The sequence below is a fragment of the Peribacillus sp. GL_122 genome (assembly GCF_057835005.1).
Window position 1 is genome coordinate 2635380 of sequence record NZ_CM174415.1, and the last position, 23647, is coordinate 2659026.

The following is a 23647-nucleotide window of genomic DNA, read 5'->3' on the forward strand; positions in this document are numbered from 1 at the left end:
AAAGAAATTAAAGGGCCTTATGCCCTTTAATTTTTTTAGTGTCTAGGACCCCATATAATGACTGAAACCCCGACCAAACAGATTACAGCACCAATCCAATCATATAAATCAGGGGTTTTCTTATCGATGCCCCATCCCCATAAAACCGATAAAACAATAAAAACCCCGCCATATGCAGCATAGACACGTCCAAAGGTAGGGAACGTTTGGAAAGTTGCAATGATCCCGTATAGCACCAATCCGAAACCTCCGGCTAAACCTAGGTAAATGGATTTTCCTTCTCTTAACCAGAGCCAAATAAGGTAACCGCCGCCAATTTCCGCTAGGCCAGCTATAATGAAAATTAAAGTAGTAACTAACATATATATACCTCGCTTCCTCGTTGAAATTTTATCATATATGAATTGTAAATGATCATACTTCAACAAAGTTCTAACTAATTGAAAGTTACTAGTGCAACATCTTGATTCTTCATTAAAGAGACATAGTTATGAGGTTGTGTTACTTATACAATTAGTATGTATTTGAAAAGAAAACAGAAAGCTCAGACCACTTTTAAAGAACCGATTGCCTACAATAGCATTGAAGTAGAAGAAACCTATCAAAAAAACACTGTCATTGTCGATTAATAATTATTACTTTCTTACGATATGATGCATTCAGATTTAATTCAACCATACATTATTGTAATAGGCTTTAATTTGCATAGCACAAACTGCATTCATAATCCTCAATATAATTTCAAGCTATATGAAAAATGGGAGTATCGTTCCTCATGATAAGCTGGCATCCATTTTTCTCCTATGTTCTTACAAATTAAAACAACAAAAAAGGCTAATAAATTAACATGTCAACACCACATTGTTGTCTTTTTAAAATTTCAAATACGTAAAATATCCAAAAAAAGACCAGGATTTTTTAACTCTAACTTGGATTGCAAAACAGATGCAAAGGGTACTATACCTAAATAGGAATATAGTAATCTAGTTGAGGAGTTGCAGCCATGAAATCCCGAACATTTGCATACATGTTAGCGCTATTTCATTCAAGTATTGTCGGTCTATCTTTCTTATTTACGAAAATGGCGATTGCAGAATCGAATCCGCTTGATACTTTGGCGTTCCGATTCACGGTTTCTTTCGTCATCATTTTATTCCTGGTCGCCGTTAAAGTCATTAAGGTGAGCTATTCCTGGGAGTCGGTTAAAAATCTGATCCCGCTATCCTTGTTGTTCCCAACTCTTTTCTTTGCCTTTCAAACTTTCGGACTTAAGTATTCGCAATCCACCGATGCTGGAATTCTGTCTGCTGTCACCCCAATTCTAACATTGATGATAGCTGGATATTTCCTGAAGGAGAAAACATCTTTATATCAAAAGCTTTCGATTGTTTTGTCGGTAGTGGGGGTCATTTTTATTTTTGTGATGAAAGGGAGCACCATCGATTTTTCCGACATGCTTGGGATGCTGTTGATCTTGCTATCCTGTATTGCAACTGCCTGTTACACAACGATGACCCGTTCACTTGCCAAGGACTATACACCAGGCGAAATGTCCTTTTTCATGATGGGAACAGGCTTTGTCATATTTAACGTGGCTGCGCTCTTCACCCACTTAAAACAAGGATCGATGGCGGAATTCTTTACACCATGGTCGAGCACGGAATTCATCAGTTCCATTTTGTACTTGGGAATATTGGCTTCATTGGTCACTTCGTTATTATCCAATACGATTTTATCAAAAATCAAAGCGTCCCAAATGAGTGTGTTTGCTAATCTTTCCACAGTTGTAACGATAACAGCAGGAGCTCTCATTCTAAATGAAACGATTACCATCTACGATATTTTGGGGTCGATATTAATCATTTTAGGTGTAATAGGCACGAATTATTTTGGTGTGAAGAAAGAGCATTCAATAAAAGTGAATCTGGAATATAATGAAGGGAAAATGTGAATGAAAATGGTCCGTCCCATTAGGGATGGACCATTCAGTTTGTCTACGGTATTTTCGGTCGTTGATTTCCGCTCCAGGCACTCGCTTACGCGGGCTGCCCGCCCTCGGCTTGCGCCTGCAGGGGTCTCACTTGGACGCGCTTTTCTAAGCAGGAGTCTCGCACACCCGCTCCGATCAACTTAGGTCTAACAGTTAAATAGAAACGATACAGTAGGTTTTGAAGGTATTGCTTTGGGAATATCATTTGATGAAAGATATGTTTTCCGAAACCCTTTTTTCTACAACTGAATGGACCATTTTCATTTCCACCATCTTGTTTGAGGGAAATCTGTTGAATTAATCATTACTGGTTCGCCTATTTGAGGTGTGCAGACCTGGACGCCTAGGTCATTGGCCGCTTTTGTTACCCGTTCTATCGGATCTGTCCAGTCATGAAAAGACAATGTGAAACCAGCCCAATGAATGGGGATCATCCGTTTTCCTTGTACATCGATGTGTGCTTGAACAGTTTCTTCCGGAATCATATGGATGGTTGACCAACGTTCATCATATTGGCCGCATTCCATTAAAGTTATATCAAAAGGTCCGTATTTTTCTCCGATTTCTTTAAAATGGCTACCATATCCACTGTCGCCGCTGAAATATACCTTTTCTTGATTTCCTTTAATTATCCAAGAACACCATAGTGTCGTATTGCCATCGCCTAAACTTCTACCAGAAAAATGCCTTGCAGGCGTGCAAACAAATTGCAAGTCCTTGAATGAAACTTCATCCCACCAATTATGTTCCTGAATCAGTTCATGTTTAACGCCCCATCTTTCTAGATGTCCACCGACACCGAGTGGGACAATGAACTGACTGACCTTATCTTTTAATTTCTTTATTGAGAAATAATCCAAATGATCGTAGTGATCATGTGAGAGCAGGACGGCATCGATAGGAGGCAGCATATCCAAATCAAAAGGCAATTTCCCGCTAAAGCGCTTGTTCCCAAACCAAGGAAAGGGAGTGGGTGCTTTGCCAAACATGGGATCGACTAAAATGGTTTTCCCATCTAACTCCAACATGAATGCAGAATGACCAAACCAGGTGATTTTATTGGAATTCAAAGATGCAGGGTCTTTTGTTCCAATTAAGATGGGACGGTCGGGCCTCCTTTTTGGATTAGGTTTTATGAAATCACGTAAAATGGAACCAGTATGTTTAAGACTCATCGCTTGACTGGCAGGAATCTGATTTTGGAATTTTCCCTTGGCGAAATTCTCTTTTGTAGTGAAACTTCTCACTTTTTCTTTGTTTGTCCGTCTTCCAAGCGGAGGATAGAGGTTTAGGAAAAGTAACAATATTATAAAAGAAGAAATGAGGATCTTAATAATTTTCATCATGATAGCTTCCTCCCATAATAATCAGACCTTTTATTAAAACATATCATATCACAGAATTAATAAGGTTATTTACTATGATGTCCCACTAGAAAAATGATAAAGATGAACCCTTTTAAAAAAGGGTAATGGATGGTGAAACATATGATTCATTAACTGTAAACCCACATTGGGAGGAGTGTTTTTTCTCAAGTGAAAAACTTCTGACAAGTGTTTAAGTTTCACCCGGCTTAGGCAGGGAATAGAGGTATATATAATGAATAATATAGAGAGCGGTATAAGGATTGTAGCAGCCGAAGGGTAGGGTGATAAATCGATTGTTAATGTTTTTCAGAGTATTTGTATGGGTAGTATTTATTGCTTTATTAGCCTATGTCATTCTTTCTTGGAAATATAAAGACAAGGTAAGTAAAAGGATTGAAGCGATTCGAAAAACCTGGTATATCATTTTTATACTGGGTGCATTGATTTATTGGAATTTCTATCCGATGAGCATTTTTAATGAGTGGAAAAATTTCTTGATTATGGCTATCGTATTCATCCTGATTGATATGTTTGTGTTCTTGAGCATGTATATATCCAAGATTGGCGATAACGAGCTATCCTATGCAACAAAAGCCGTTGCGGAAAGTGACAAACTTTTAACGGATAATAGGGAAAAGGTCAAGAATATGTTTCATCTCCTAAAAAAAGAAGGAATACCTGAGTATTATCAAACGAATAAGGAATATTTGGCTTATTTGAGCATTCTCCTGCAAGCGTATGCAGCAAAGGAAGGGATGAACGTGAAAATACTTCCTTTCAAGACGGAACAGGACAAGCAATTGGTGATTAATGGGCATCCGAACTTGAATGGCAGTACCATTCGTGCTACATTGGAAAGAGAAGATACGTATTATAATGATGAAGAAAAAATGGCTTTGCAGCCTGTAAGCATTTTGATGGAACCTTATATCCTCGACGTTAAATCAGAGAGCTTCGTTTCAGAAGTCGATTGTTTATTAATAGCATTATTAATCATGATGTTCGATATGGTCATAAAACAAAAACCAGGTGGTGAAGGATAAATGAGCATTTATGATAAAGCCGGCAATGACGTGTCAGTTGCCGTAATCAAACCACAGGTGAAAATACCCGATGTAGGTTTAAGTCCCCATACTAAAAAAGTGATGAAACAGAACGAACGCATTATCCTGAAGCAAAAAGAAAAAGCTGCACGCTTCAGCCGATTAAAAAATGTTTTATAAGAAGGGAAGGGGTTTTCCTTTCCTTATGATATTTAATGGAGAACCCGCATATACTATTCAAAATCAAAGAATAGGAAGGGTCTTTCAGAATATGAACAAAAAACCCGAGAGAGTTAACATCCCGGTCCCCTCCGCTTCACCATCCGAGAAACGGATACATAAGGGAAATGCAGATCTGCTAAAGCTTTTACAAAGGCTGAAAGCTAAACGTTGGATTTTTTTAAGGTAAAAGAAAGCCAGTCTCCAAGGAGAACTGGTTTTTTTATTTTTCAGATGATCACTGCTGGCGGAAGTATTGAATTTTCTTACGTCCAGACTCTTTAGCCATATACATGGAACGGTCCGCTTTTTTCAAAAGTGACTCCATTTCCGTACCATTATGAGGATAAAAACTTATCCCTATGCTAGCTGATACAAAATGATCCTTTCCATTAATGTGAATGGGCATGGTGGATAAATGGTTCAGTAATAATTCAGCGTTTTGCTGAGTGTTTTTCATTAAATCTTCACAATGCGATGGATGTAATAATACAATGAATTCATCACCACCGATTCGAGCCACGTGACTGCCTTCGGGTACGGTTTGCAAAAAACATTCCGCTGCCTTTTTAATAACGTCGTCACCAGCATCATGACCAAAAGAATCATTAAAAAATTTAAAATGATCAAGATCGATGTAAAGAAGGGCCATTTCATCGTTTGTTTTATCTTTATGATAATCGAAATAATTATCAATGAAGTGCCGATTATATAAACCTGACAAAGGATCCCTGATAATCCCTTTTTCAAGTAGTATGGTATGACTAATCAAAGCTGCCAAAGACTTAATGAGTATCAGATCATATTCTTTAAAAACATGAGGTTTAATGTCGAATGCACATAATGTCCCAATGATTTCACCCTCAATTATTAGGGGAGCCCCCATAAAACACCCATTCCCTATAAACTTCGTTGCGGGGTGGCCACTAGTCAATTCATGTTCCCTCAAATTCGGGATAACGAGTGGTTGCAAGCCATTCTCAACAACTAATTTGCAATAAACCATATTATAAGGAAGGATGTCACCTTCACAAATTAACTTTGCATTTCTATTGAAGGATTTGATGATAAAACTCTGGATGGGATTCAAGAAAGAAAGAAAGAATGTATTGACCTCAATGGTTTGAGCTAATAGTGCTAATACTTCTTTAGCGATGGAATCGAAACTTTTGTAATAGTTGAAATCTTGCTGAATCATTCTCAGGCTCCTCTTTTATCTATAGTCTTTTTAGATTTCCGGATGTTATTTCTCATATTGAACGACAAAGACACAAAAGCGGAATCTGAATACCGTGACAGTTGTCCGGATTTCCACTAAACTCAATTAAGGGGTTGAATTCGTTTTATCGATGAATAGTGTAAACGAGAAAGTTGAAAAATTGACCTTTACTTTATTTCCGGCAATTTTTTAATATCATTAAATTTTCATTCGCCGGATTATCATTTATCTAAATTTCTGTATCCGTTTCTGGATTTCAGGGATGGGTATCACTTCATGATCCATAAAATCTAAGTCAATGATCAGTCTATTCATCATGCATTATACTGTAATTGAAATGGGAAGAGTACTTTTGATGTGCATACTTGGTATATTTTTCTTATTTACCCTGGAGCGTACAAATGTAAAGCAACTTGGCATTCCTGCACCATCTCATGATAACGGTGCGCATGAATTTAAATAGATAAAACGAATGTATCGCGCTCATTTATAAAAAAAATTTGGGGAGGATAAAAAGAAGCAATAAAGTACATATTGGATAATTCAAAAGGGGATCATTATGGGAAAATTAGAAAGTATATATCCTATTGCTATAGAGAATACAAAGGAAAAAATAATCCAGGATATGGATTTTTATCTAGAGAATCAAGAGACGATGCCTTCTTATTCATCTTATATATCAGACAGGACGACTTTTATTGAGCAAATTTGGATAAATGTTTGGTTAAATAAAGCATCAAACGATGTGCCCAGAAAGGAAAAAAAAGCATTTTTAAGCGAAAGGGGATTTGTAACGGAAGGATCAGATCATAAGCTGATCAATAGCATGTTCCGGAACGAATTAAAGAAGTATCGCCCGTTTGATGGCTTAACGTGGATTAAAAAAACCTTTGCTGATAATCAAGAAGATTGGGAGAAGAGATATAAAAATGCAAGGGAAAAATTCTTTAGGCGACAAGAAGAACAGCGGCTTGCCAAGCAGCGATGGAAGATACGCGCAAGACTGCAAGAAGAGGCCAATAGCTTTTTCGAAAGTAACTCACTTCTTTTATATTTACATGTCAGGTATTATATTGCTGGAATTTTGACAAAGGATCTTAAGAATAAGCCTAAATTCCAATATGTCGATCCATACTTGCTTGAAGAACAATTGGTTGAAGAGGGGGGCTTTCAAGCTGCCGAATACCTAATGGTCACTGATTTTTTTGAAGAGCTGACAGGCGATATTCACTCATTAATCGGTTGGGGAAGGAACCGTTATGAATATGAAAATTACTTCTACAGGTATGAAAGATTAGTTGCGGATTTCATAATGAAATTAGCCCCTGACAAATACATGCAACATCTATCTGCTGCACTGCATCATGATTTTTTTGAGTCATATGGGGAAAGGCTGACGGTTGATGCCCTTCAAGGTATACTAAGCGATGAATTGGCTGATTTGTCTCAGTCCTGTTTTGATGAACTTCAGGAAGAATACCTTTCTGATTTACTGAAGCTTGAAGGAATTCCTTTTAATGAAACATTGCACGAAGAAATATACGAAAAAGACGTTGAGAACAGAGAGAGAAGAAAAGCTGAAGTATTGGCAGAGCAAGCTAAGAAGCGCGCAGAAGAACAAAGGATGATCGATGACATCATCGGTAAGGCCTATACTCCATCATTAGGAAAAAAAGTAAGATATGTTTTGCATATCGGAGAAACTAATACCGGGAAGACGCATAAGGCCTTGGAGAAAATGAAAGAAGCGGAAAGCGGTTTGTATCTAGCTCCCCTTAGACTGTTGGCCCTTGAGGTATTTGATAAATTAAATGCTGACGGTGTACCTTGTTCATTAAAAACCGGTGAAGAAGAAAAGGCTGTTGAGGGGGCTAAACATGTCTCCAGCACCGTTGAAATGTTTCATGAGAAAGACTACCATGAAGTAATTGTCATAGATGAAGCCCAAATGATTGCCGATAAAGATCGAGGCTTTTCATGGTTCAGGGCAATCACGCAAGCAAATGCGAAAGAAGTACACATAATCGGAAGCAATAATATCAAAATGATGCTTCTGAACCTTCTTAATGAAGCTGATTTAGAACTCCACGAATACAGACGGGAAATACCGCTAGAGGTAGAACAAAGGGAGTATGGACTGAAGTATACAAAAAAAGGGGATGCCCTCATTTGTTTTTCGAGAAGGCAGGTACTGGAAACCGCTTCCCGGTTAAAAGAGAGTGGACATAATGTCAGCATGATATACGGCAGTATGCCTCCTGAAAATAGAAAACGGCAAATAGAGTTATTCAATCGTGGTGAAACATCAGTTGTCGTTGCCACAGATGCGATTGGTATGGGATTGAACTTGCCAATACGCCGCATCGTCTTTCTTGAAAATGAAAAATTCGACGGGACACGGAGAAGAAGATTGACTTCTCAAGAAGTCAAACAAATCGCAGGTCGAGCGGGTAGAAAAGGAATTTATGACACTGGAAAGGTAGCATTTACAGCAGAGATCAAAATCATGAATAAGTTGCTGGAACAGGTAGATGAACCAGTTCAAACCTTCACTATCGCCCCAACCTCTGCTGTGTTTGAACGTTTTCAAAAATATTACCGGAACCTAGGGACATTTTTCGAAATGTGGGAGAGATTTGAGCCTCCTAAAGGCACGAAAAAGGCTTCTCTATCGGAAGAAAGGGAGCTTTACGAACTGATACGGGATACTGAAATCGAAGCGCGATTTTCTTTAATGGATTTATATGGTTTCCTGCATATTCCTTTTTCGGCAAAGGAACCAAGTTTGATCAGGCAGTGGCTGGAAACGGTCGAAGCGATTGCCGAGAACAGTGACCTTCCTGAACCGATCATCAAGACTAGAAATCTGGAGGAATTGGAGCTATCTTATAAAGCGATAGGTCTTCATCTACTATTTTTATATCGGATGGGTAAGCGGACGGAAGCTGTTTATTGGGAGCGTATCCGTGAAGAAATCAGTGATGGCGTTCATGATCAGTTAAAAGACGAAATGTTGAATTATCAAAAAAAATGCAAGCGCTGTGGAAAAAGGCTTCCGGATGACTCGCGTTTTCATATATGTGATGCTTGTTATCATAGAGGGATTAAAAAGACGCACAGATTCAATTAACCAAATTGTTTTAATAGTAATAACCCGAATAAAGTGCACCATGGTGTCGGCATTCGGGTTATTAGCGGTTGTATAAATCACTTTGTCGTTTGTTTCGATTTAGCAATAAGTGCTGCTTGCAGCTTCATTCGTTTATCAGCTTTCTTATCATGCACCACTAAGATTGCATGAATTAAACCAGGGACATAAAAAAATAGTGTGAGGACCAGATTAAACACAGCCTGGATGGGTTTACCGGCTAATAATACGGCTAATGGAGGGAAAAGAATCGCAATTAAATAAAGAATGGTGAACACTCTCCAATATAATGATTTTTATCTGACTATTAAGGTTTGTTTTTCTCTTTTTGCTAATTTTTTATTCTAAAACAAATGCTTTACTTGAATCGAAAAGTAATTCGGTTACTGAAGTTCAATTTTCCTGATGATATCTCTTGCTATCGCCTTGATAAATATATGCTCAAGAGCCGAATTCATACCAACTGAGCTTCTGGCACTAAGAAGCAGTCTTTTGACTCCCGATGATGTCAGGAGGGCTATGGATAATTGTCGTTTTTGCCGATACGGCCAGTGTAACGTCGCTTTATGTGTTAGAATAATCAGAATACTAACTGTTGAAAGCGGGAGTTATATGAAAAAAAGGATAGGCTGTTTGCATGCACACTATACAAATATAGAATACATAGAAACCGCATTCTCAAAATTCGATATTGAATGGCTTCATTTTGTAGATCCGGGATTGATGCAACGGGTGTCAACGGATGAAAATTTTAAGGATTCGGATGCTCAAAAAAGGGTTAAACAACAAGTCGAATGGATTGCCGAATGTAGAGTGGATGCCATTTTGATAACCTGTACAAACTACATCGCCTTTTTAAACGAAGAACAGCTATCCTTACCCATGCCTATCATTAAAATCGATGAACCATATTTTGAGCAAATTTGCCAATTACAGCAACCGCAGATGATATTATTCACGAACCCTGCCACTGTTGAAGGAACAGTTAAACGTTTAAATGCCCAAGCTGAAAAATATGGGGCTGTGGATTTTGAAGTTACCATCATCGACAATGCCTTTGAATTCATTATGCAGGGATTGGGAGAGAGGTATAACCAGGAAATCTTGAACTTCCTATACCAGTTTAATAACGAAAATAGACCTATGTCGGTGGCTCAACTATCAATGGTCGAAGCAGCAAAGAGATATGAACTTCAGACAGGAAAGACAATTTTAAACCCATTGGATGCATTAGTTGATTCCATGATCAATCAATTAGAACTAAGTTCATTGAGTGGTCTTTGAATCAAAGGATTTCTGATGCCGCATGAACGGCATGATTTTTAATTTCAAAATAATGTCTTTGTATATAGAAGAAAATAAAAAAATCCCTGCATGATCTGGTTAAATCCCAGTGCAGGGATTTTTTTATTATTCCTTTATGCGGATTTGTTCACGGATGTTTTCAAGTTCTTCAAGGGTTAGAGCTGTCAGGGAATTTTTTATTTCTTCTTCGACCCGTTTTCGATCAAGCTCCCTATATTCGCTCCACCAATCTCGCAGCCCTTCGGTGTTTTCGAGAAGATACTCTATATCAATTTCTTCTTGCTCATCATCTGATAAATATCGCATGACCGCACCTAATAATCGATTGAGTTTGGCTACTTCACTTTCCTTATCAGGTGAAGCGGGGGTATCTTTCACTTCTAAATCATCTTTAGCCGGAACATTACGAGGTGTCATAATATCCTCCTGTTTTTAATGCTAGTGTGCCTAAAAATGGCAGTTTTCAATATATGTTTTTGTATTTTTACAAATATCATCTTTAAAATATTTATTTATATTAAAAAATTTCAACATATACCTCGCTAGAATATATAGATTATATCATCATCCTTAAATAGGTTTAACAAAGAAATGGGTAGTTAAGGGGGAAATATATGTAAAGAATAGCTTAGTGCTATTCCTTACATTAAGCGGCTAATTTTCTGCATTCTTCTGCGTATCTCAAGCATGCCTCAGCACATTTTTGACAATGTTCATGATCGTGTTTTTTACATTCGTTTCCGCAGCTTTCACAAATCTTGGCACAAACTTCAGCCAACTCTGATATAAACGGTGTACCTCTTCCTATCGCCTGTACTAAATAAGAGCAAATATCCGCACATTCCCGATCCACGCGAATGCACTCCACCATCATGTTTACATGATCTTCTTTTAAGCATGCGTCGTAACAATGATTACACGCGGTCATACATTCATTTAAAGTTTGGATAACAGATGAATAATTCTCATGTGACATGAACAAATCTCCTCCTAAATATGGTCTCTCCCTTACTATTATCCTTTAAACTACCCTTTAAACTTCTTTTAGGTTAAGGTGAATGGTCCTTCTATAAAACTGACTGGACAAGTGAAGGACTTTAGGGAATTAATGGAAGGGGCAGGGCATAAATTTAAATGAAAGGAGTGGATATATGAAAATGTTTATTAAATTAAGTGTGGCCAGTGTCTCCGGAGCCGTCGTGTATTTGATATATAATGTCAACCAGACGCTGCGTAAAGGAATGGAAACGCTCGAAGAAACAAATAAGACACTGGAAGAGGTAAGAAATGCGGTACATGGATTGACGCAAGAGTCCAAAAAATTGATCCACTCTGCCAATCAAATTACAGCGGATGTAAAAGGGAAGATGGAAAATGTCGATCCATTGCTGGAATCAGCTCAAGATGTTGGGGAAATGATTCATAATGTAACCAATTCCATGAAAGAAGCCAGTTTGGAAGGCCGCCCTAAGGATTTATCCACTCCGACAGTTCCTTCAACTCGAACTGAAGCTGAGGGGGTTCAAATAATAATTAAATAGTATCATCATTTATCATTAAAAAGCAGGCACCCCGGGATTCACTAACATATTTAAAGTAATCGTTTCTACTATTTAATTTAGAGGGGGAGCTTTATCTTGATAATTCAATATAGTGTGGCTGCGATCGCTTTAGCCTTCATTTGGTTGGTCGTATTTTTAATCAGTACTCTTCAAAAAGGAATGGTCACGATAGGTGAAGCAAATCAAACATTGGTTGAGGTGAGAAATGCCATCAACGATTTGTCCGGCGAATCGAAACAACTATTGCAAACTGCAAATGAAATCACCGACGATGTAAAAACTAAAATGAAAACGGTTGAACCATTATTGGATTCTGCTCAGGATGTTGGTGAAGCGATACATTCAGTTACAGACTCTGTTAAAAAAGCCACTAACGGTTTCCGTACAGAGTTTACCCCGAAAAAAAACAATGCTATCAAACCCAAAAACCAATTTAGATAAAAAGAAAATATTAAAAAATGAAAGACACTACCGGGATTTGGAGTGTCTTTTTTGATGGTATGTATAATAGCTGTAGTCTTATGCTTCATATGGATATCGCCCGTGGTTTATATCTATAAGACCCATTTCTCTCATACAGATCTCTTAAAACTCTGTATGAGAATATGGAACAAACATAAATATTGTATGGATTATAGGACAAGCAATTATTTTTCTGTCTTGTCACCTGCAGCATGACCGGATGTTTTTGAGTCATTGGAATGTTTGATGCCTTTACTTACATATGGTTTGGCGCTTTTTTTCTTGTTGGCACTTGTTTTCCAACGATTCCAGCCCTTCTTGCCCGTTCCAGTGCCCGTACCTTTACCAGTTCCACTCTTTGCCTTAGCTTTACTCATGAAATCACTCCATTACAATTGTATGGTTAGTTTAAACCATTTTACTTGATTATTACCCAAGTATGTTGAAATATACAGTAACGAAGGTGATATGTACAGGGAAAGGCTCAATATTTTTAATCTTAATCGTTATAAACCAATAACAGCAAGGGTTTTTGCCTCACTTTATCGATATCGATCTTGATTTCGTCAGTAAGATGCTTATTCCGATTTTTTTGCAAATGGTCAAGTAGTGCATGAAAGTTAATAATACAGCGCCAGTATTCATTCCTAAAATGATTCCTCCCATATTAAGAGAAGCCTGAGACCCTAGGATATACATCATTAAAAAGGCAACAATATGGGACCATACGGTATGGATGAAAGCATCTTTCACTAAACCAAGGCCAATGAGATAGGCTTGCATGGGAATGACAAAAAAATGAAAAAGGAAGTAAGGACATAATAATTTTAAATAGTATGCGGCAGATGTTGAAGAAAAAAAGAGGGAGGTCAAAGGTTCCGCAAAGAAATAAATGAAAATCACAGCCGGAACTCCATACAAGACGGTGAAAGACATCGATTTTTGCAATAAAACCCTCAATTTTTCCTTATCCTGCCTCTTGTAAGCACTAGAAACATTCGGAATGAGCATGATCATTAAGGAATGTGCGATAAAGGCAGGGAAGAAGCCGATCGTCATCGCAACTCCAGTGAGCATCCCAAAATGCTCTGTAGCAACTACCGCACCGAATCCTGCCGAGAGAAGAGCAGTATGGATCAAAAAAGGTTGGATGGCATTTGTTATCGCATGAAAGATCCTTAACCCCATGGTAGGCAGCGAAACCGCCAATAACTTTTGCCGTGCATGTTTACCAGTTGTCCGCGAGTTCGTACCGCGCCTCATGATTCGCATTTGAAGAATCAAAAGGTTGATCAAGTATAGAAAAACGAGGAACTCACTGCCAATCAAAACAAAAAAGGCCATCAATAATGACTTTTCCTGGTTAAAATGAAATAAGTTAAAGATGAGGAAAAGCAAGCCGAATTGAATGATATCTTTTAAAAAGTTGGAAAAGGCGATCTTCCCCATTTGCTGGACACCCATGAAATAGCCTCTTGCAATCGACGAAAAGGCAACTATTGGGATCAATGTAATGAGCAGCCATTTAATATAGGGATGGTAATTGTCCATTATGGATGAGAAGGAAAGTATGAAAGGCAAGACTACACACATTACCAATACGACGACTGCAGCCATTTTAAGTGCATGAATGATAAGATTATAATGCATTGCCTGTTTATTTTCCGCAACGAATTTTGAAATGGAAATATGTAATTCAAGGCTGGCGATCACATATATCAAAAAGAAAATTGGCAATATGGACATATAAAGCCCCATGCCTTCTTCGTGTAATTCCCTGGCTAGGAGCATGTTCACTAAAAATTCGATACATTCACCAAAAAACGCTGCGACAATCAAAATGAGCGTTCCTTTATAAAAAGATTTCATGTTGGTCCACTCCTAACAAGGTGTTTGTATAAAGATATGAGACATGCCATGGAATATTCATGAGGAACTGCATATCCCGGCGATACAAAATGCGGGTATGCCCAGGGCAATCCTTATTAATCGCTGTTGAAAGATAAAAAATTAAATCAGGGTAAGGGTGGGAAATTGAATAAAATCGATTGATTACATTCATTTCTAATGGGGAAATCATTACCCATGCCATCTTCATCAAAAGGCTTTCATACGGTGATATTCCAAACAAGGGCAAGTTTTGTTGCCATGTTCCCTTTTGTCGAAAGAGTCAGATGAATCATGAACATAAGAATGGGACTTGAATTTCGCTTTGAAATTCATGCTTTATTTTGCTATCCTTTAGCAGAGGGGATGATCAATATGAAATTCACATCTATTAGTCAATCAAATATAGATGAATTGTGCATTGCGTTTGAAAGTTGTCTTACGAAACATGACATTTCATTTAAATATGTAGATATGACGGAAGATAACGGGACCATATCGTTTATTTTTTGTAATGATCCGGGAAATGCGAGATCGGTCGAAATGGAAAGTGAACGCTTCATTGGATTGGATACCGATTACATAGCCAAGGAAATTTTAGAGCCAATCCTGCCTAGATTAAAGGAATTTGCACAATATAATATCATCGATTAAGATGATTTTTTTGTTTTGATGCTTGTTTTTATTGCCTAGATGGAGCTGGAAATTTAACTTCCTATTATATGCATATTATTATAGACAGGGTATAGTTAGGGGAACTAAAAAAGCTGGAAGGGAAAAGGAAGAATTCTTACAGCGGTTTACAATTGGGTAGCTATGCAGGAAATGGTGATTAAATAAAAGAAATACCCTGGGTGTGAAAACATCCAGGGTATTTCTTCTTTGAAAAGCAATCTAAATGATTGTAAAGATCGCTTTTCACCACTTACTCTACCCCGCGGAATTCTGGATCAAATGACCATTTTTTTACCGGCATTTAATTCAACTTCCTGCTTGGGAGATTCTATTTTCTTAATTTTCTTCACTCTAAAGTGATAAACCGCATAACATCCAAGGAAGAATGCTCCCCCGCAATAAAGGGCCATTCGCTGCTCAGGAACAAATGCTAAACTGATCATGACGATGCAGTTTGTTAGTAAAGCAAGTATGGGGATGAATGGGTATAGCGGAACTTTAAACTTCAAATCTTCTATCTTTCCGCCTTGGCGGGTATAGGATTTTCTAAAAGCAAGAAGACTAGCCGATATGGCAATCCAGCCAATTTGTGCACCTAACCCTGCAAGGGAGAGAAGAAAGACAAATATTGTGTCTGCAGCTACTACACTTGAAAGTAAAGACAAACCGGCAATCGCCAGGGTGATGAGCAGGGCATTAAGCGGAATCCCTCTCTTATTCACCAAACCGAGCTTCGGACTTGCCATCCCTTCCCTTGAAAGCGAGTAGAGCATACGTGTCGCAGCATAAAGACCGGAGTTCGCCACTGACAATAGAGCTGTAAGAATGATGAAGTTCATTATGTCAGCTGCATACGGAACTCCGATACTATCTAGTACAACAACGAATGGACTTTCTGAGATACCGGCTTTTTCCCTTGGAATCATCGCCGAAAGTACAGTGACCGAAAGAACAAAGAAGAAAAGGGTTCTCCAAACCGTTTGTTTGATGGATTTTGGTATAACCTTTTCAGGGTTTTCACTTTCTCCCGCGGCAATTCCGATTAATTCTGTGCCCTGGAAGGAAAAGTTCACTGTAATCATTGTGATTAGCAGGGCCGATATTCCATTGGGGAAAAGACCCTCAGCGAAAAAGTTTGAGAAAAATGGAGCTTCTTGTCCACCTTTCATATCAATCATACCAAACATAGCAGCACCGCCAACGATGATGAACAGTATGATGGCCAATACTTTTATGCTAGAAAAAACAAACTCCGATTCGCCAAATGCCTTTGCTGATAAGGCGTTTAGTGAAAAGATGAGAAAAGCAAAGATTGCACACCACATCCAAACGGGTGATTCAGGAAACCATCTTTGCATAAGCTGGCCTGCTGCCAGAAACTCTAAGGCAACTGTAACGGCCCAACCTAACCAGTAAAGCCATCCGATGGCAAACCCGGTTCCCGGACCGATGAACTTTGTCGCATATGTCTGAAACGAACCGGAAACAGGCATGGCAACGGATAGTTCACCTAGACAAAGCATCGTTAAATACATGATGAAGCCGCCGACTATGTAAGAGAGGATAGCACCGAAAGCTCCTGCTTCATGAATGGTATAGCCTGAACCAATGAAAAAGCCCGTACCAATACATCCCCCTATTGAAATCATAAATAAATGTCTTGCTTTCATGCTCCGTTTTAATTCATTTGGTTGATTTTCTGCTGTTTTCATTGAAAAACTCCTTTACCTGATGGGTGCAAACGGTTTCATTTATGTTGGGACGTTATTAGGGAATTTGTGTTTTCACAGGTCTAATAGCTTTGATTCTGATTCTTAGATGATGTCGAATCCCCTTCGAAAAGAGATTACTTCTGCATTAAAGAAGCATGAGTCAATGTACATAGGTACCTATGCAGAATTAATTTCGAAAGCGCCGCTTTATAAAGAAAAGGAAGCCAAGCGTCAGGAAACTAGGAATGTAAATTGATTCATGTCGATCATCCGCCAATGGGGGAAAAAGCACATAATGAAGTATAGGCTTTTTCCTATGGAATATCAATTTTAACGAACTCTCTATATTTCTATCAAAAACATAGCGTCTGATTATTTAACAACATGAGCCAATAAATCTGGAGTGATATGTGCTTCCGTTCCATAAAGTAATTTTTCCCCAAGCAATGAGCCCATTAAAGCGACAGCAACTTCAGCCGTTTTATTATGCTCGTCCAATATTGGGTTTATCTCAACAAATTCTGCTGATGTAATGATATTAGCTTCAGCTAGCATTTCCATGGCAAGATGGCTTTCACGGTAACTAATACCTCCCATTACAGGCGTTCCGACCCCTGGAGCATCATCTGGATCAAGACCATCAAGATCAAGTGATAAATGTACAAGATCCGTACGTTCTTTCAGGTAGGCAATCGATTCTTCCATCACTTTTGTCATACCCATTCTATCAATCTCATGCATAGTGTAGACTTTAATTCCTTTTTCCCTGATTAACTCTTTCTCACCTTGGTCTAAAGAACGGGCACCAATGATGACAATATTCTCTGGTTTGACTTTTGGAGAATATCCGCCGATGTTAGTCAGTGCAGGGTGGCCAAGACCCAAACTTACAGCTAGGGACATACCGTGTATGTTTCCTGATGGGGAAGTCTCGGAAGTGTTTAAATCGCCATGTGCATCATACCATATTACCCCTAAGTTTTCAGAGTGCTTCGCTAAACCGGCTAATGTCCCGATAGCAATGCTGTGATCTCCCCCTAATACTAAAGGAAAACGATTTGCTTGGATGACTTCATCCACTTTTTGACTCAATTTTTCATTACCTTCTGCTACGTCCTGCAGATTCTTTAAATTTGTGTCACTATCACTTTGTGCTCTTTCCTGTATTTCTACTTTAATATCACCTTCATCACGGACAGTATAGCCAATGTTTTCAAGTCTTTCACTCAACCCTGCATATCTAATGGCACTAGGCCCCATATCCACTCCTCTTCTAGTTTGACCAAGATCCATAGGCACACCAATAATTGAAATTTCCTTGTTCATATGTAATTCCTCCTTCAATTTTTCTTCCCTAGTATAAGCGTAAAAGGATAGATGACTCAACTCGACATTTTTTTGAATATTTATACGATTAAGAAAAGGGTAAAAGTCTTGGGTTAATATCCCTATTTTTAATTTTGTGAAAATGCCGAAATTTTCACGGATAGGGTATATTGGATGATTGAAAAGTGCGTTAAATACAATAAAATTCCCACTCCTGTTGAATTTGAAACTTCAATAGGGAGTGGGAGGATTCTTCCATTTAACGTTTATCGTTAACGGTATAAAAGAGCTGGTGAATATATTTTACTAGGTACATTTATTCATAAAACAGGGCTGTAACTCAGATGAAAGGATTAATAATTTTCATAATGAATAATAAGGAAGACTAAAAATAGATGATTTTACACTTCATTTCAATTTGTTAGCATAATATATTTTCCCGAAATATATATATTATCTGAAATATAATGTACTTTTTACAAAAAGTATGGATGAAAACAATGGGAAAAAGGCTTGGAGTCAAAGGATTGAAAGTATTCAGTATTTATCGAACCGCTGGTCTAGAAAAAATTGATAAAAATTTTTGCTGTGTATTTTATTTAAAAAAATCTCAGCCCTTTAAAAAGATTTGCTCCATTCCTCATCTTCTAAAGGCACACCATTGGTACTAATATATTCTACTATCATATTTCCATGTTTTAGAACGCCATCTTTTTTTAGGGCATTGATAATTTCGGTAAAGCGGTCTTCATCGGCGTCCTGTTTCTTACGTGAAAGGGTAATCCGAATGGTTGGGGAAACTTCGTAATCTTTATAGCTGGCTGGTTTATTCGGATCAATCTTCAATTTTTTCCCTATCTCCTCATCAAAGACCAAGAGTAATTGATTATGATCGCCTATTTCTTCCTGAATCTCCTTCCACTCATCACTCTCTGCAATATCTCCCATTTCCTTGGAAATCAATACGTCACCAAGTTCTTTTTCAACATAAGGCATGATTTCTTTTTCTGCATCATCTTGCCATTTATCAGATATGAATGTATCCTCCATTTCCCCTGTTTCATCATTATAGAAAACTAGAAATTGAGTATCATATTTTTCATGTTTCACTTTAGCTGCGTATTTAAAATAGCCCCGGTTTCCCATATTGTCGTATAGGACATCATATATTTCGGTTCCGTCAAGAAAAGTTTTCTCTAAATATCGTTCAGCTTGATCCCGGATCTTCTTTTCTTCAGCGGGATCTGCTTTCATACTCTGTGTGAATGAAAACACAAGAATCACTACTCCGGCAACGATGATTGAAAAAATACCTAGTAAAGTAAGTAAAATCTTTTTTGTTTTGCTCAAGGAACACCCTCCTGTATACTCTGCTATATATCAATAATTACCATATTACTCTAACATTATTATCGCTCAATTTACTATGGAAATTGAGCAGATCTTTTCCCGGTGCGAAATCTAAATTGCCCGTCCTCCAAAATATCGGGATACTTTGTTACAATAAATAAATCGTTAGTACCCTAAAGGGAGAGATTGACTTGGAAATCTATCAAAGAAAAATGAATCATAATCGGGATGAATACAGAAAGTTGCGGTGGCAACCGCATCGTATACAAGTTACAGGGCTATTCGATGCCGTTTTTTCGAAAAATTCGTTCGCAGATAAAGTGGCTATCGTTGGTGCAGGCAATTGCGATGATTTGGATTTAGAGTATTTGGCGACTAGATGCAACTCCATATATTTATTTGATATTGATATGGAAAGTATGGAAAAGGGTACGGCGAATTTGCCTGAACGGACCCGGAAGAAAATTCAACTTGTTGAAATCGATGTAACAGGCCTCGATAAAGTGGATTTTAATCACCACCTATCTTCCATGCTGGATCGTGGTGAAACGGCAAAGGGAATTATTCAATATTTAAAGGAAACCGAGAATCGGTTAGGTCAGCTTTCTGAAAGTGTTTTTGCTAATTATTATAATGATTTTGAAATCGTGGCAACATCCGCCATTTATACCCAACTATTTTATAATTGGGCCAAGGAACTGCTTTCTGATTATGAACACCAATATCAGAAAAAAGACGCAGAAGAGATTAAGAATGGAATTTTAGATTTAAGGGATGAAATCGTACGTAAAATGAATCACTCTATTTCTAAATGTACCAAGCAAAATGGATTCTGTATTACATGGACTGATATCTTAAAAATCGAACCTGATTATATGGATACAATTAATGAAGGGATGAATGCCATCTTTGCATTGGCCTCGAACGTAGGATATGGGGCAGCATTGATTGGGGTAAAAACGTTTATTGAAAATGTGGATAAAAGCGAATTAAGCCTTCGCTACTGGACATGGGATTTTAATGCTAACAAACAGTATTTGACCATTGGCATTATCGGAAGATTGAATGGATTGTAAAAAAATGAAAAGCGGGATAGGTAAGCATATCAGCAGCTTTACCTATCCCTTTTTTATTGGTTATAGACCCCTTAGGAATATTATTGATCACTTTTGCGTGATAAAAGGGAGATCAGCAAATCATAGGGAATAAGACATAATTATATAAAAGGTATAAAAAAACGATGAAATTTTTGACTATTTGTCTAATGATTTCACAATCTGGTGTGGATATAATGAATCTGTTGAAAACAGAATATTCCGATAAGTGAAAAAGGGAGACGGAAAAGGAAGAGCTAATAGGGGTGAAAAAATAAGGAAGGGGTGTGTTGTTTGAAAGCTGATATCGTGTTCATAAACGGCGAGGTAATAACCGTAAATCAAAAAAATGAAGTCGCAGAAGCCCTGGCAATTAAAGGTAATCGTATTTCGGCAGTCGGTACGAATCATGAAATCAAGGTATTTATCGGAGAAGAAACAAATGTAATCGATTTGCAGGGGAAGTCATTACTTCCCGGGTTTATTGATTCTCATATTCATCTTATATTGTACGGAGTCAATCAATTGGCAGTAAGTTGTAAAGCTGAACATATCAAATCTGTAGAAGATTTATTGATCGATCTCAAGAAGAAAGCTTCGACGATCCCTAAAGGTGAATGGATTCGCGCCTGGGGCTTTAATGAGACCGCTGTGAAAGAAAAACGTTATCCAACAATAGCGGAGTTGGATGCTATTTCAAAAGACCATCCCATCATGGTAACCCGTACATGCAGCCATATAAGCGTAGTGAATAGCAGGGCGTTAGCGATTGCCCGAATTGATGAGAACTCAGAGAATCCAACTGGAGGGATCATTGAGAAGGATAGGGCTGGGAGGATTACAGGCAAACTCATTGAAACAGCAAATATGATAATGGCCGACAGAGCAAGTTATTCAGAAAGTGAACTGTTGAAAGCAGTGAAAATAGCCTCGGAACATTTCATCGCAGCAGGCATAACAAGCATTCATGAAGCTGGTGCTCATGGTCCTGAAAGTTTCCGTTTAATGCAGCAGGCCATAAAAAATAACGATATTCGTGTCCGTATCTATGCGATGGTCGGTTCATTGAATAATTCTCATGAATTTGTAAATAAAATGGTCGATTCGGGAGTCATAACCGGAACTGGGGACGAAAGATTCAAAATCGGACCAGCTAAATTGTTTACGGATGGCAGCAGTACCGGTCCGACAATCGCTACCCGTGAGCCTTATTCGAGTGATCCTGGCAATTTTGGCATTCTTTATTATAAAGAAGAGGAGATCTATCAAGTATTAGGTCAGGCACATAAAAAAGGCTATCAGATCACAGTCCATGCCCAAGGCGACAAAGCGATTGAGATGTATTTGAATTGCGTGGAAAAGGCATTGAATGAATCGCCCAGAAAAGATCATAGACATAGAATCGAGCATGCTGGAATATCTTCGCCTGATTTACAAATGAGGATGAAAGAACTTGGAGTCATCCCAATCCCCAACCCCCCCTTTCCTTATGAATTCGGCGATATATATATTGAACACTACGGCAATAGGGTCAATCACATGTACGCCGCCCGTGATTACATTGATAATGGCATCTTGGCCGCAGGCGGTTCCGATGCACCCGTTACTGATCACGACCCTTTATTAGGCATACACGTTGCTGTTAATAGAACAAGCAGGTCTGGTACGAAAATAGGTCCGGTTCAATCTATTAGCGTATTGGAAGCCATAAAACTATACACATGGAATGGCGCGTTTGCGAGTTTCGATGAAGATGTCAAAGGCAGCCTGGAGGCAGGCAAGCTGGCCGATCTAGTAGTATTGAATGATAGTATATTGAAAGTGGATTCCCAAAATATCAAGGATTTGAATGTTGAGTCAACGATTCTGAATGGGGAGATTCTTTATCATAGGGGAACATTAGTAGAAATATAAATCTAGCGTAACTATTCTAAAACAACAATACCTTCACTTTCATTTTTGGCTTAAGCGAACGCATGTAGAATTTAAAAGGGGGATATTCGCTATGAAAAAGCAAAAATTATTAATTAATGGTGAGAGGCTGAGTCATACGCTCGAGAAATTTGCTGATTTTGGAAGGACAGAAAACAATGGAGTCACACGGCTATCCCTTTCCGAAGAAGATCGATTAGTCCGTGATTACTTTTGTGCTTGCTGTAAAGAATTGGGTATGACCATAAAGCTTGATGATATGGGGAATATTTACGCTACTTTGGCGGGACTTGAAAACAAACCGCCTATTGTGATGGGATCACATATGGATACCGTAAAAAAGGGCGGGCGGTTTGATGGTATCTTGGGTGTTGCTGCAGGCTTGGAAGTCGTGAGAACTCTGGTGGAAAATAATATCCAACCTAAAATTCCGGTAATGATCGTCAATTTTACGAACGAAGAGGGAGCCAGATTCGAACCTTCCATGATGTCTTCGGGAGTTCTTTCAGGTAAATTCGAAAAATCCATCATGCTGCAAAAGACAGATAGTGACGGAACGACTTTCGAAAGTGCTTTGAATGCCATTGGATATGCAGGGGATAAAGAGAATCGTTTAAAAGAAGCGACTGCATTTCTAGAATTGCATATTGAACAAGGGCCGATTCTTGAACGTGAATCACTAACGATCGGTGTCGTTGAATGTGTCCTTGGTATGGTGTGCTATGAGATAGAAGTTACAGGAGAATCCGATCATGCCGGAACCACCCCGATGAAAATGAGAAAAGATGCTTTCTTCACTGCGAATAGCTTGATTATGGAGGCTCGTCAGAAGCTGGGCATGCTTGATGACGATTTGGTTTTTACGATGGGAAGGGTAAATGTGTTTCCTAATATCCATACGGTTATCCCTAATAAAGTGGTTTTTTCGCTAGAAGCGAGACATAAGGATTCCAATGTCATCGAAAAGGTGGAGGAAGTCATTGAAAGCCTTACAACAACAGGTTTAGAAGGCAGCTGCGACATCCAAGTGAAAAAATTATGGGACAGGGATACCGTTTGGTTCGAAAAATCCATTTGCAATTTGCTTGAGCAATCGAGCAATACATTAGGTCTACCCTATAAGAGAATGGTAAGCGGTGCAGGACATGATGCACAGTTTATAGCCAGTTATATACCGACTGCCATGGTTTTCGTTCCAAGCATCAACGGTAAAAGTCATTGTGAAGAGGAACTTACTACTTGGGAAGATTGTGAAAAAGGCGTCAATGTAATATTGGAAACGGTCCTTGCCATCCAAACTACTTAAGACGCATATACGGTTGGTTGAAAGCAGCTAATGACAGTAAGCCACGGATG

Annotated in this window: 22 protein-coding genes; 11 read left to right on the top strand and 11 right to left on the bottom strand. The window is 38.4% G+C overall.

Going from position 1 to position 23647, the window contains the following annotated elements:
• Window positions 1-35: 35 nt before the first annotated feature.
• On the bottom strand, window positions 36-362 hold the full coding sequence (locus tag AC3ISB_RS12725; protein ID WP_489276623.1) for a YnfA family protein: 327 nt from the start codon (window positions 360-362) through the stop codon (window positions 36-38).
• A gap of 641 nt (window positions 363-1003) precedes the next feature.
• Here AC3ISB_RS12725 and AC3ISB_RS12730 point away from each other — a divergent pair.
• A complete protein-coding gene (locus tag AC3ISB_RS12730) occupies window positions 1004-1951 on the top strand; it encodes a DMT family transporter (RefSeq protein ID WP_098372212.1) in 948 nt (315 codons plus the stop codon).
• A 299-nt stretch (window positions 1952-2250) separates the two neighbouring features.
• On the opposite strand, the gene AC3ISB_RS12735 is transcribed toward AC3ISB_RS12730, so the two are convergent.
• A complete protein-coding gene (locus AC3ISB_RS12735) occupies window positions 2251-3336 on the bottom strand; it encodes an MBL fold metallo-hydrolase (protein ID WP_489276626.1) in 1086 nt (361 codons plus the stop codon).
• 320 nt (window positions 3337-3656) lie between these two features.
• Here AC3ISB_RS12735 and AC3ISB_RS12740 point away from each other — a divergent pair, with 320 nt between their 5' ends.
• Together AC3ISB_RS12740 and AC3ISB_RS12745 are read left to right on the top strand one after the other, a co-directional pair.
• Window positions 3657-4400 carry a type II toxin-antitoxin system SpoIISA family toxin gene (locus tag AC3ISB_RS12740; protein WP_230302870.1) on the top strand — a complete coding sequence of 248 codons (744 nt, stop codon included), beginning with the start codon at window positions 3657-3659 and terminating at the stop codon, window positions 4398-4400.
• Window positions 4401-4580 (top strand): hypothetical protein, encoded by a 180-nt coding sequence (locus tag AC3ISB_RS12745; RefSeq protein WP_076369116.1) that lies wholly within the window; start codon window positions 4401-4403, stop codon window positions 4578-4580.
• Window positions 4581-4857: 277 nt separating this feature from the next.
• Here the strand turns inward: AC3ISB_RS12745 and AC3ISB_RS12750 are convergent, their stop codons facing one another.
• Complete coding sequence (locus tag AC3ISB_RS12750) at window positions 4858-5817, bottom strand: sensor domain-containing diguanylate cyclase (RefSeq protein WP_339202097.1); 960 nt, start codon at window positions 5815-5817, stop codon at window positions 4858-4860.
• A gap of 580 nt (window positions 5818-6397) precedes the next feature.
• Between AC3ISB_RS12750 and AC3ISB_RS12755 the strand changes: the two genes are divergently transcribed.
• Window positions 6398-8968 carry a helicase-related protein gene (locus AC3ISB_RS12755; RefSeq protein ID WP_141994929.1) on the top strand — a complete coding sequence of 857 codons (2571 nt, stop codon included), beginning with the start codon at window positions 6398-6400 and terminating at the stop codon, window positions 8966-8968.
• 77 nt (window positions 8969-9045) lie between these two features.
• Here AC3ISB_RS12755 and AC3ISB_RS12760 read toward each other — a convergent pair whose 3' ends face one another.
• Entirely contained in the window at window positions 9046-9255 is a 210-nt protein-coding gene (locus tag AC3ISB_RS12760) for a YqaE/Pmp3 family membrane protein (protein WP_098372280.1), read from the bottom strand.
• A gap of 343 nt (window positions 9256-9598) precedes the next feature.
• Between AC3ISB_RS12760 and AC3ISB_RS12765 the strand changes: the two genes are divergently transcribed.
• A complete protein-coding gene (locus AC3ISB_RS12765) occupies window positions 9599-10270 on the top strand; it encodes a hypothetical protein (protein ID WP_141994928.1) in 672 nt (223 codons plus the stop codon).
• A gap of 126 nt (window positions 10271-10396) precedes the next feature.
• Here AC3ISB_RS12765 and AC3ISB_RS12770 read toward each other — a convergent pair whose 3' ends face one another.
• Both AC3ISB_RS12770 and AC3ISB_RS12775 read right to left on the bottom strand, forming a co-directional pair.
• Window positions 10397-10708 carry a hypothetical protein gene (locus tag AC3ISB_RS12770; protein ID WP_141994927.1) on the bottom strand — a complete coding sequence of 104 codons (312 nt, stop codon included), beginning with the start codon at window positions 10706-10708 and terminating at the stop codon, window positions 10397-10399.
• 229 nt (window positions 10709-10937) lie between these two features.
• Window positions 10938-11267 carry a four-helix bundle copper-binding protein gene (locus AC3ISB_RS12775; RefSeq protein WP_489276627.1) on the bottom strand — a complete coding sequence of 110 codons (330 nt, stop codon included), beginning with the start codon at window positions 11265-11267 and terminating at the stop codon, window positions 10938-10940.
• 175 nt (window positions 11268-11442) lie between these two features.
• Between AC3ISB_RS12775 and AC3ISB_RS12780 the strand changes: the two genes are divergently transcribed.
• Together AC3ISB_RS12780 and AC3ISB_RS12785 are read left to right on the top strand one after the other, a co-directional pair.
• Window positions 11443-11832, top strand: a complete 390-nt coding sequence (locus AC3ISB_RS12780; protein ID WP_489276629.1) for a DUF948 domain-containing protein — start codon at window positions 11443-11445, stop codon at window positions 11830-11832.
• A gap of 96 nt (window positions 11833-11928) precedes the next feature.
• Window positions 11929-12294 (top strand): DUF948 domain-containing protein, encoded by a 366-nt coding sequence (locus AC3ISB_RS12785; protein WP_480339023.1) that lies wholly within the window; start codon window positions 11929-11931, stop codon window positions 12292-12294.
• 206 nt (window positions 12295-12500) lie between these two features.
• Here the strand turns inward: AC3ISB_RS12785 and AC3ISB_RS12790 are convergent, their stop codons facing one another.
• Together AC3ISB_RS12790 and AC3ISB_RS12795 are read right to left on the bottom strand one after the other, a co-directional pair.
• A complete protein-coding gene (locus AC3ISB_RS12790) occupies window positions 12501-12692 on the bottom strand; it encodes a DUF3934 family protein (RefSeq protein ID WP_098372221.1) in 192 nt (63 codons plus the stop codon).
• A gap of 160 nt (window positions 12693-12852) precedes the next feature.
• Entirely contained in the window at window positions 12853-14184 is a 1332-nt protein-coding gene (locus AC3ISB_RS12795; RefSeq protein ID WP_489276631.1) for an oligosaccharide flippase family protein, read from the bottom strand.
• A gap of 393 nt (window positions 14185-14577) precedes the next feature.
• Here AC3ISB_RS12795 and AC3ISB_RS12800 point away from each other — a divergent pair, with 393 nt between their 5' ends.
• The gene (locus tag AC3ISB_RS12800) at window positions 14578-14856 is read left to right on the top strand and encodes a hypothetical protein (protein WP_141994923.1); all 279 of its coding nucleotides are present in this window, start codon (window positions 14578-14580) and stop codon (window positions 14854-14856) included.
• Window positions 14857-15152: 296 nt separating this feature from the next.
• Here AC3ISB_RS12800 and AC3ISB_RS12805 read toward each other — a convergent pair whose 3' ends face one another.
• The 3 genes from AC3ISB_RS12805 to AC3ISB_RS12815 all read right to left on the bottom strand — a co-directional run bounded on the left by AC3ISB_RS12805 (window position 15153) and on the right by AC3ISB_RS12815 (window position 19265).
• The gene (locus AC3ISB_RS12805) at window positions 15153-16589 is read right to left on the bottom strand and encodes an amino acid permease (RefSeq protein ID WP_489276633.1); all 1437 of its coding nucleotides are present in this window, start codon (window positions 16587-16589) and stop codon (window positions 15153-15155) included.
• A 372-nt stretch (window positions 16590-16961) separates the two neighbouring features.
• Window positions 16962-17915 (bottom strand): arginase, encoded by a 954-nt coding sequence (gene rocF, locus AC3ISB_RS12810; protein ID WP_141994921.1) that lies wholly within the window; start codon window positions 17913-17915, stop codon window positions 16962-16964.
• A 618-nt stretch (window positions 17916-18533) separates the two neighbouring features.
• Window positions 18534-19265: a hypothetical protein gene (locus AC3ISB_RS12815; protein WP_489276635.1), complete on the bottom strand. Its 732-nt coding sequence runs from the start codon at window positions 19263-19265 to the stop codon at window positions 18534-18536.
• Window positions 19266-19456: 191 nt separating this feature from the next.
• On the opposite strand from AC3ISB_RS12815, the gene AC3ISB_RS12820 reads away from it, so the two are divergent.
• The 3 genes from AC3ISB_RS12820 (at window position 19457) to AC3ISB_RS12830 (ending at window position 23597) form a co-directional block, all read left to right on the top strand.
• Entirely contained in the window at window positions 19457-20341 is an 885-nt protein-coding gene (locus AC3ISB_RS12820) for a hypothetical protein (protein WP_489276637.1), read from the top strand.
• A gap of 312 nt (window positions 20342-20653) precedes the next feature.
• Window positions 20654-22273, top strand: coding sequence for an amidohydrolase (locus tag AC3ISB_RS12825; RefSeq protein WP_489276638.1), 1620 nt, complete (start codon window positions 20654-20656; stop codon window positions 22271-22273).
• Between the two features lie 91 nt (window positions 22274-22364).
• Window positions 22365-23597, top strand: a complete 1233-nt coding sequence (locus AC3ISB_RS12830; RefSeq protein WP_489276639.1) for a Zn-dependent hydrolase — start codon at window positions 22365-22367, stop codon at window positions 23595-23597.
• Window positions 23598-23647 lie beyond the last annotated feature (50 nt).

Coding starts and splice junctions, on each gene's coding strand:
- AC3ISB_RS12765 (WP_141994928.1), top strand. CDS start 9,599: ATGAAAAAAAGGATAGGCTGTTTGCATGCACACTATACAAATATAGAA.
- AC3ISB_RS12795 (WP_489276631.1), bottom strand. CDS start 14,184: ATGAAATCTTTTTATAAAGGAACGCTCATTTTGATTGTCGCAGCGTTT.
- AC3ISB_RS12745 (WP_076369116.1), top strand. CDS start 4,401: ATGAGCATTTATGATAAAGCCGGCAATGACGTGTCAGTTGCCGTAATC.
- AC3ISB_RS12735 (WP_489276626.1), bottom strand. CDS start 3,336: ATGATGAAAATTATTAAGATCCTCATTTCTTCTTTTATAATATTGTTA.
- AC3ISB_RS12770 (WP_141994927.1), bottom strand. CDS start 10,708: ATGACACCTCGTAATGTTCCGGCTAAAGATGATTTAGAAGTGAAAGAT.
- AC3ISB_RS12805 (WP_489276633.1), bottom strand. CDS start 16,589: ATGAAAACAGCAGAAAATCAACCAAATGAATTAAAACGGAGCATGAAA.
- rocF (WP_141994921.1), bottom strand. CDS start 17,915: ATGAACAAGGAAATTTCAATTATTGGTGTGCCTATGGATCTTGGTCAA.
- AC3ISB_RS12830 (WP_489276639.1), top strand. CDS start 22,365: ATGAAAAAGCAAAAATTATTAATTAATGGTGAGAGGCTGAGTCATACG.
- AC3ISB_RS12725 (WP_489276623.1), bottom strand. CDS start 362: ATGTTAGTTACTACTTTAATTTTCATTATAGCTGGCCTAGCGGAAATT.
- AC3ISB_RS12800 (WP_141994923.1), top strand. CDS start 14,578: ATGAAATTCACATCTATTAGTCAATCAAATATAGATGAATTGTGCATT.
- AC3ISB_RS12750 (WP_339202097.1), bottom strand. CDS start 5,817: ATGATTCAGCAAGATTTCAACTATTACAAAAGTTTCGATTCCATCGCT.
- AC3ISB_RS12755 (WP_141994929.1), top strand. CDS start 6,398: ATGGGAAAATTAGAAAGTATATATCCTATTGCTATAGAGAATACAAAG.
- AC3ISB_RS12790 (WP_098372221.1), bottom strand. CDS start 12,692: ATGAGTAAAGCTAAGGCAAAGAGTGGAACTGGTAAAGGTACGGGCACT.
- AC3ISB_RS12775 (WP_489276627.1), bottom strand. CDS start 11,267: ATGTCACATGAGAATTATTCATCTGTTATCCAAACTTTAAATGAATGT.
- AC3ISB_RS12730 (WP_098372212.1), top strand. CDS start 1,004: ATGAAATCCCGAACATTTGCATACATGTTAGCGCTATTTCATTCAAGT.
- AC3ISB_RS12780 (WP_489276629.1), top strand. CDS start 11,443: ATGAAAATGTTTATTAAATTAAGTGTGGCCAGTGTCTCCGGAGCCGTC.
- AC3ISB_RS12740 (WP_230302870.1), top strand. CDS start 3,657: ATGTTTTTCAGAGTATTTGTATGGGTAGTATTTATTGCTTTATTAGCC.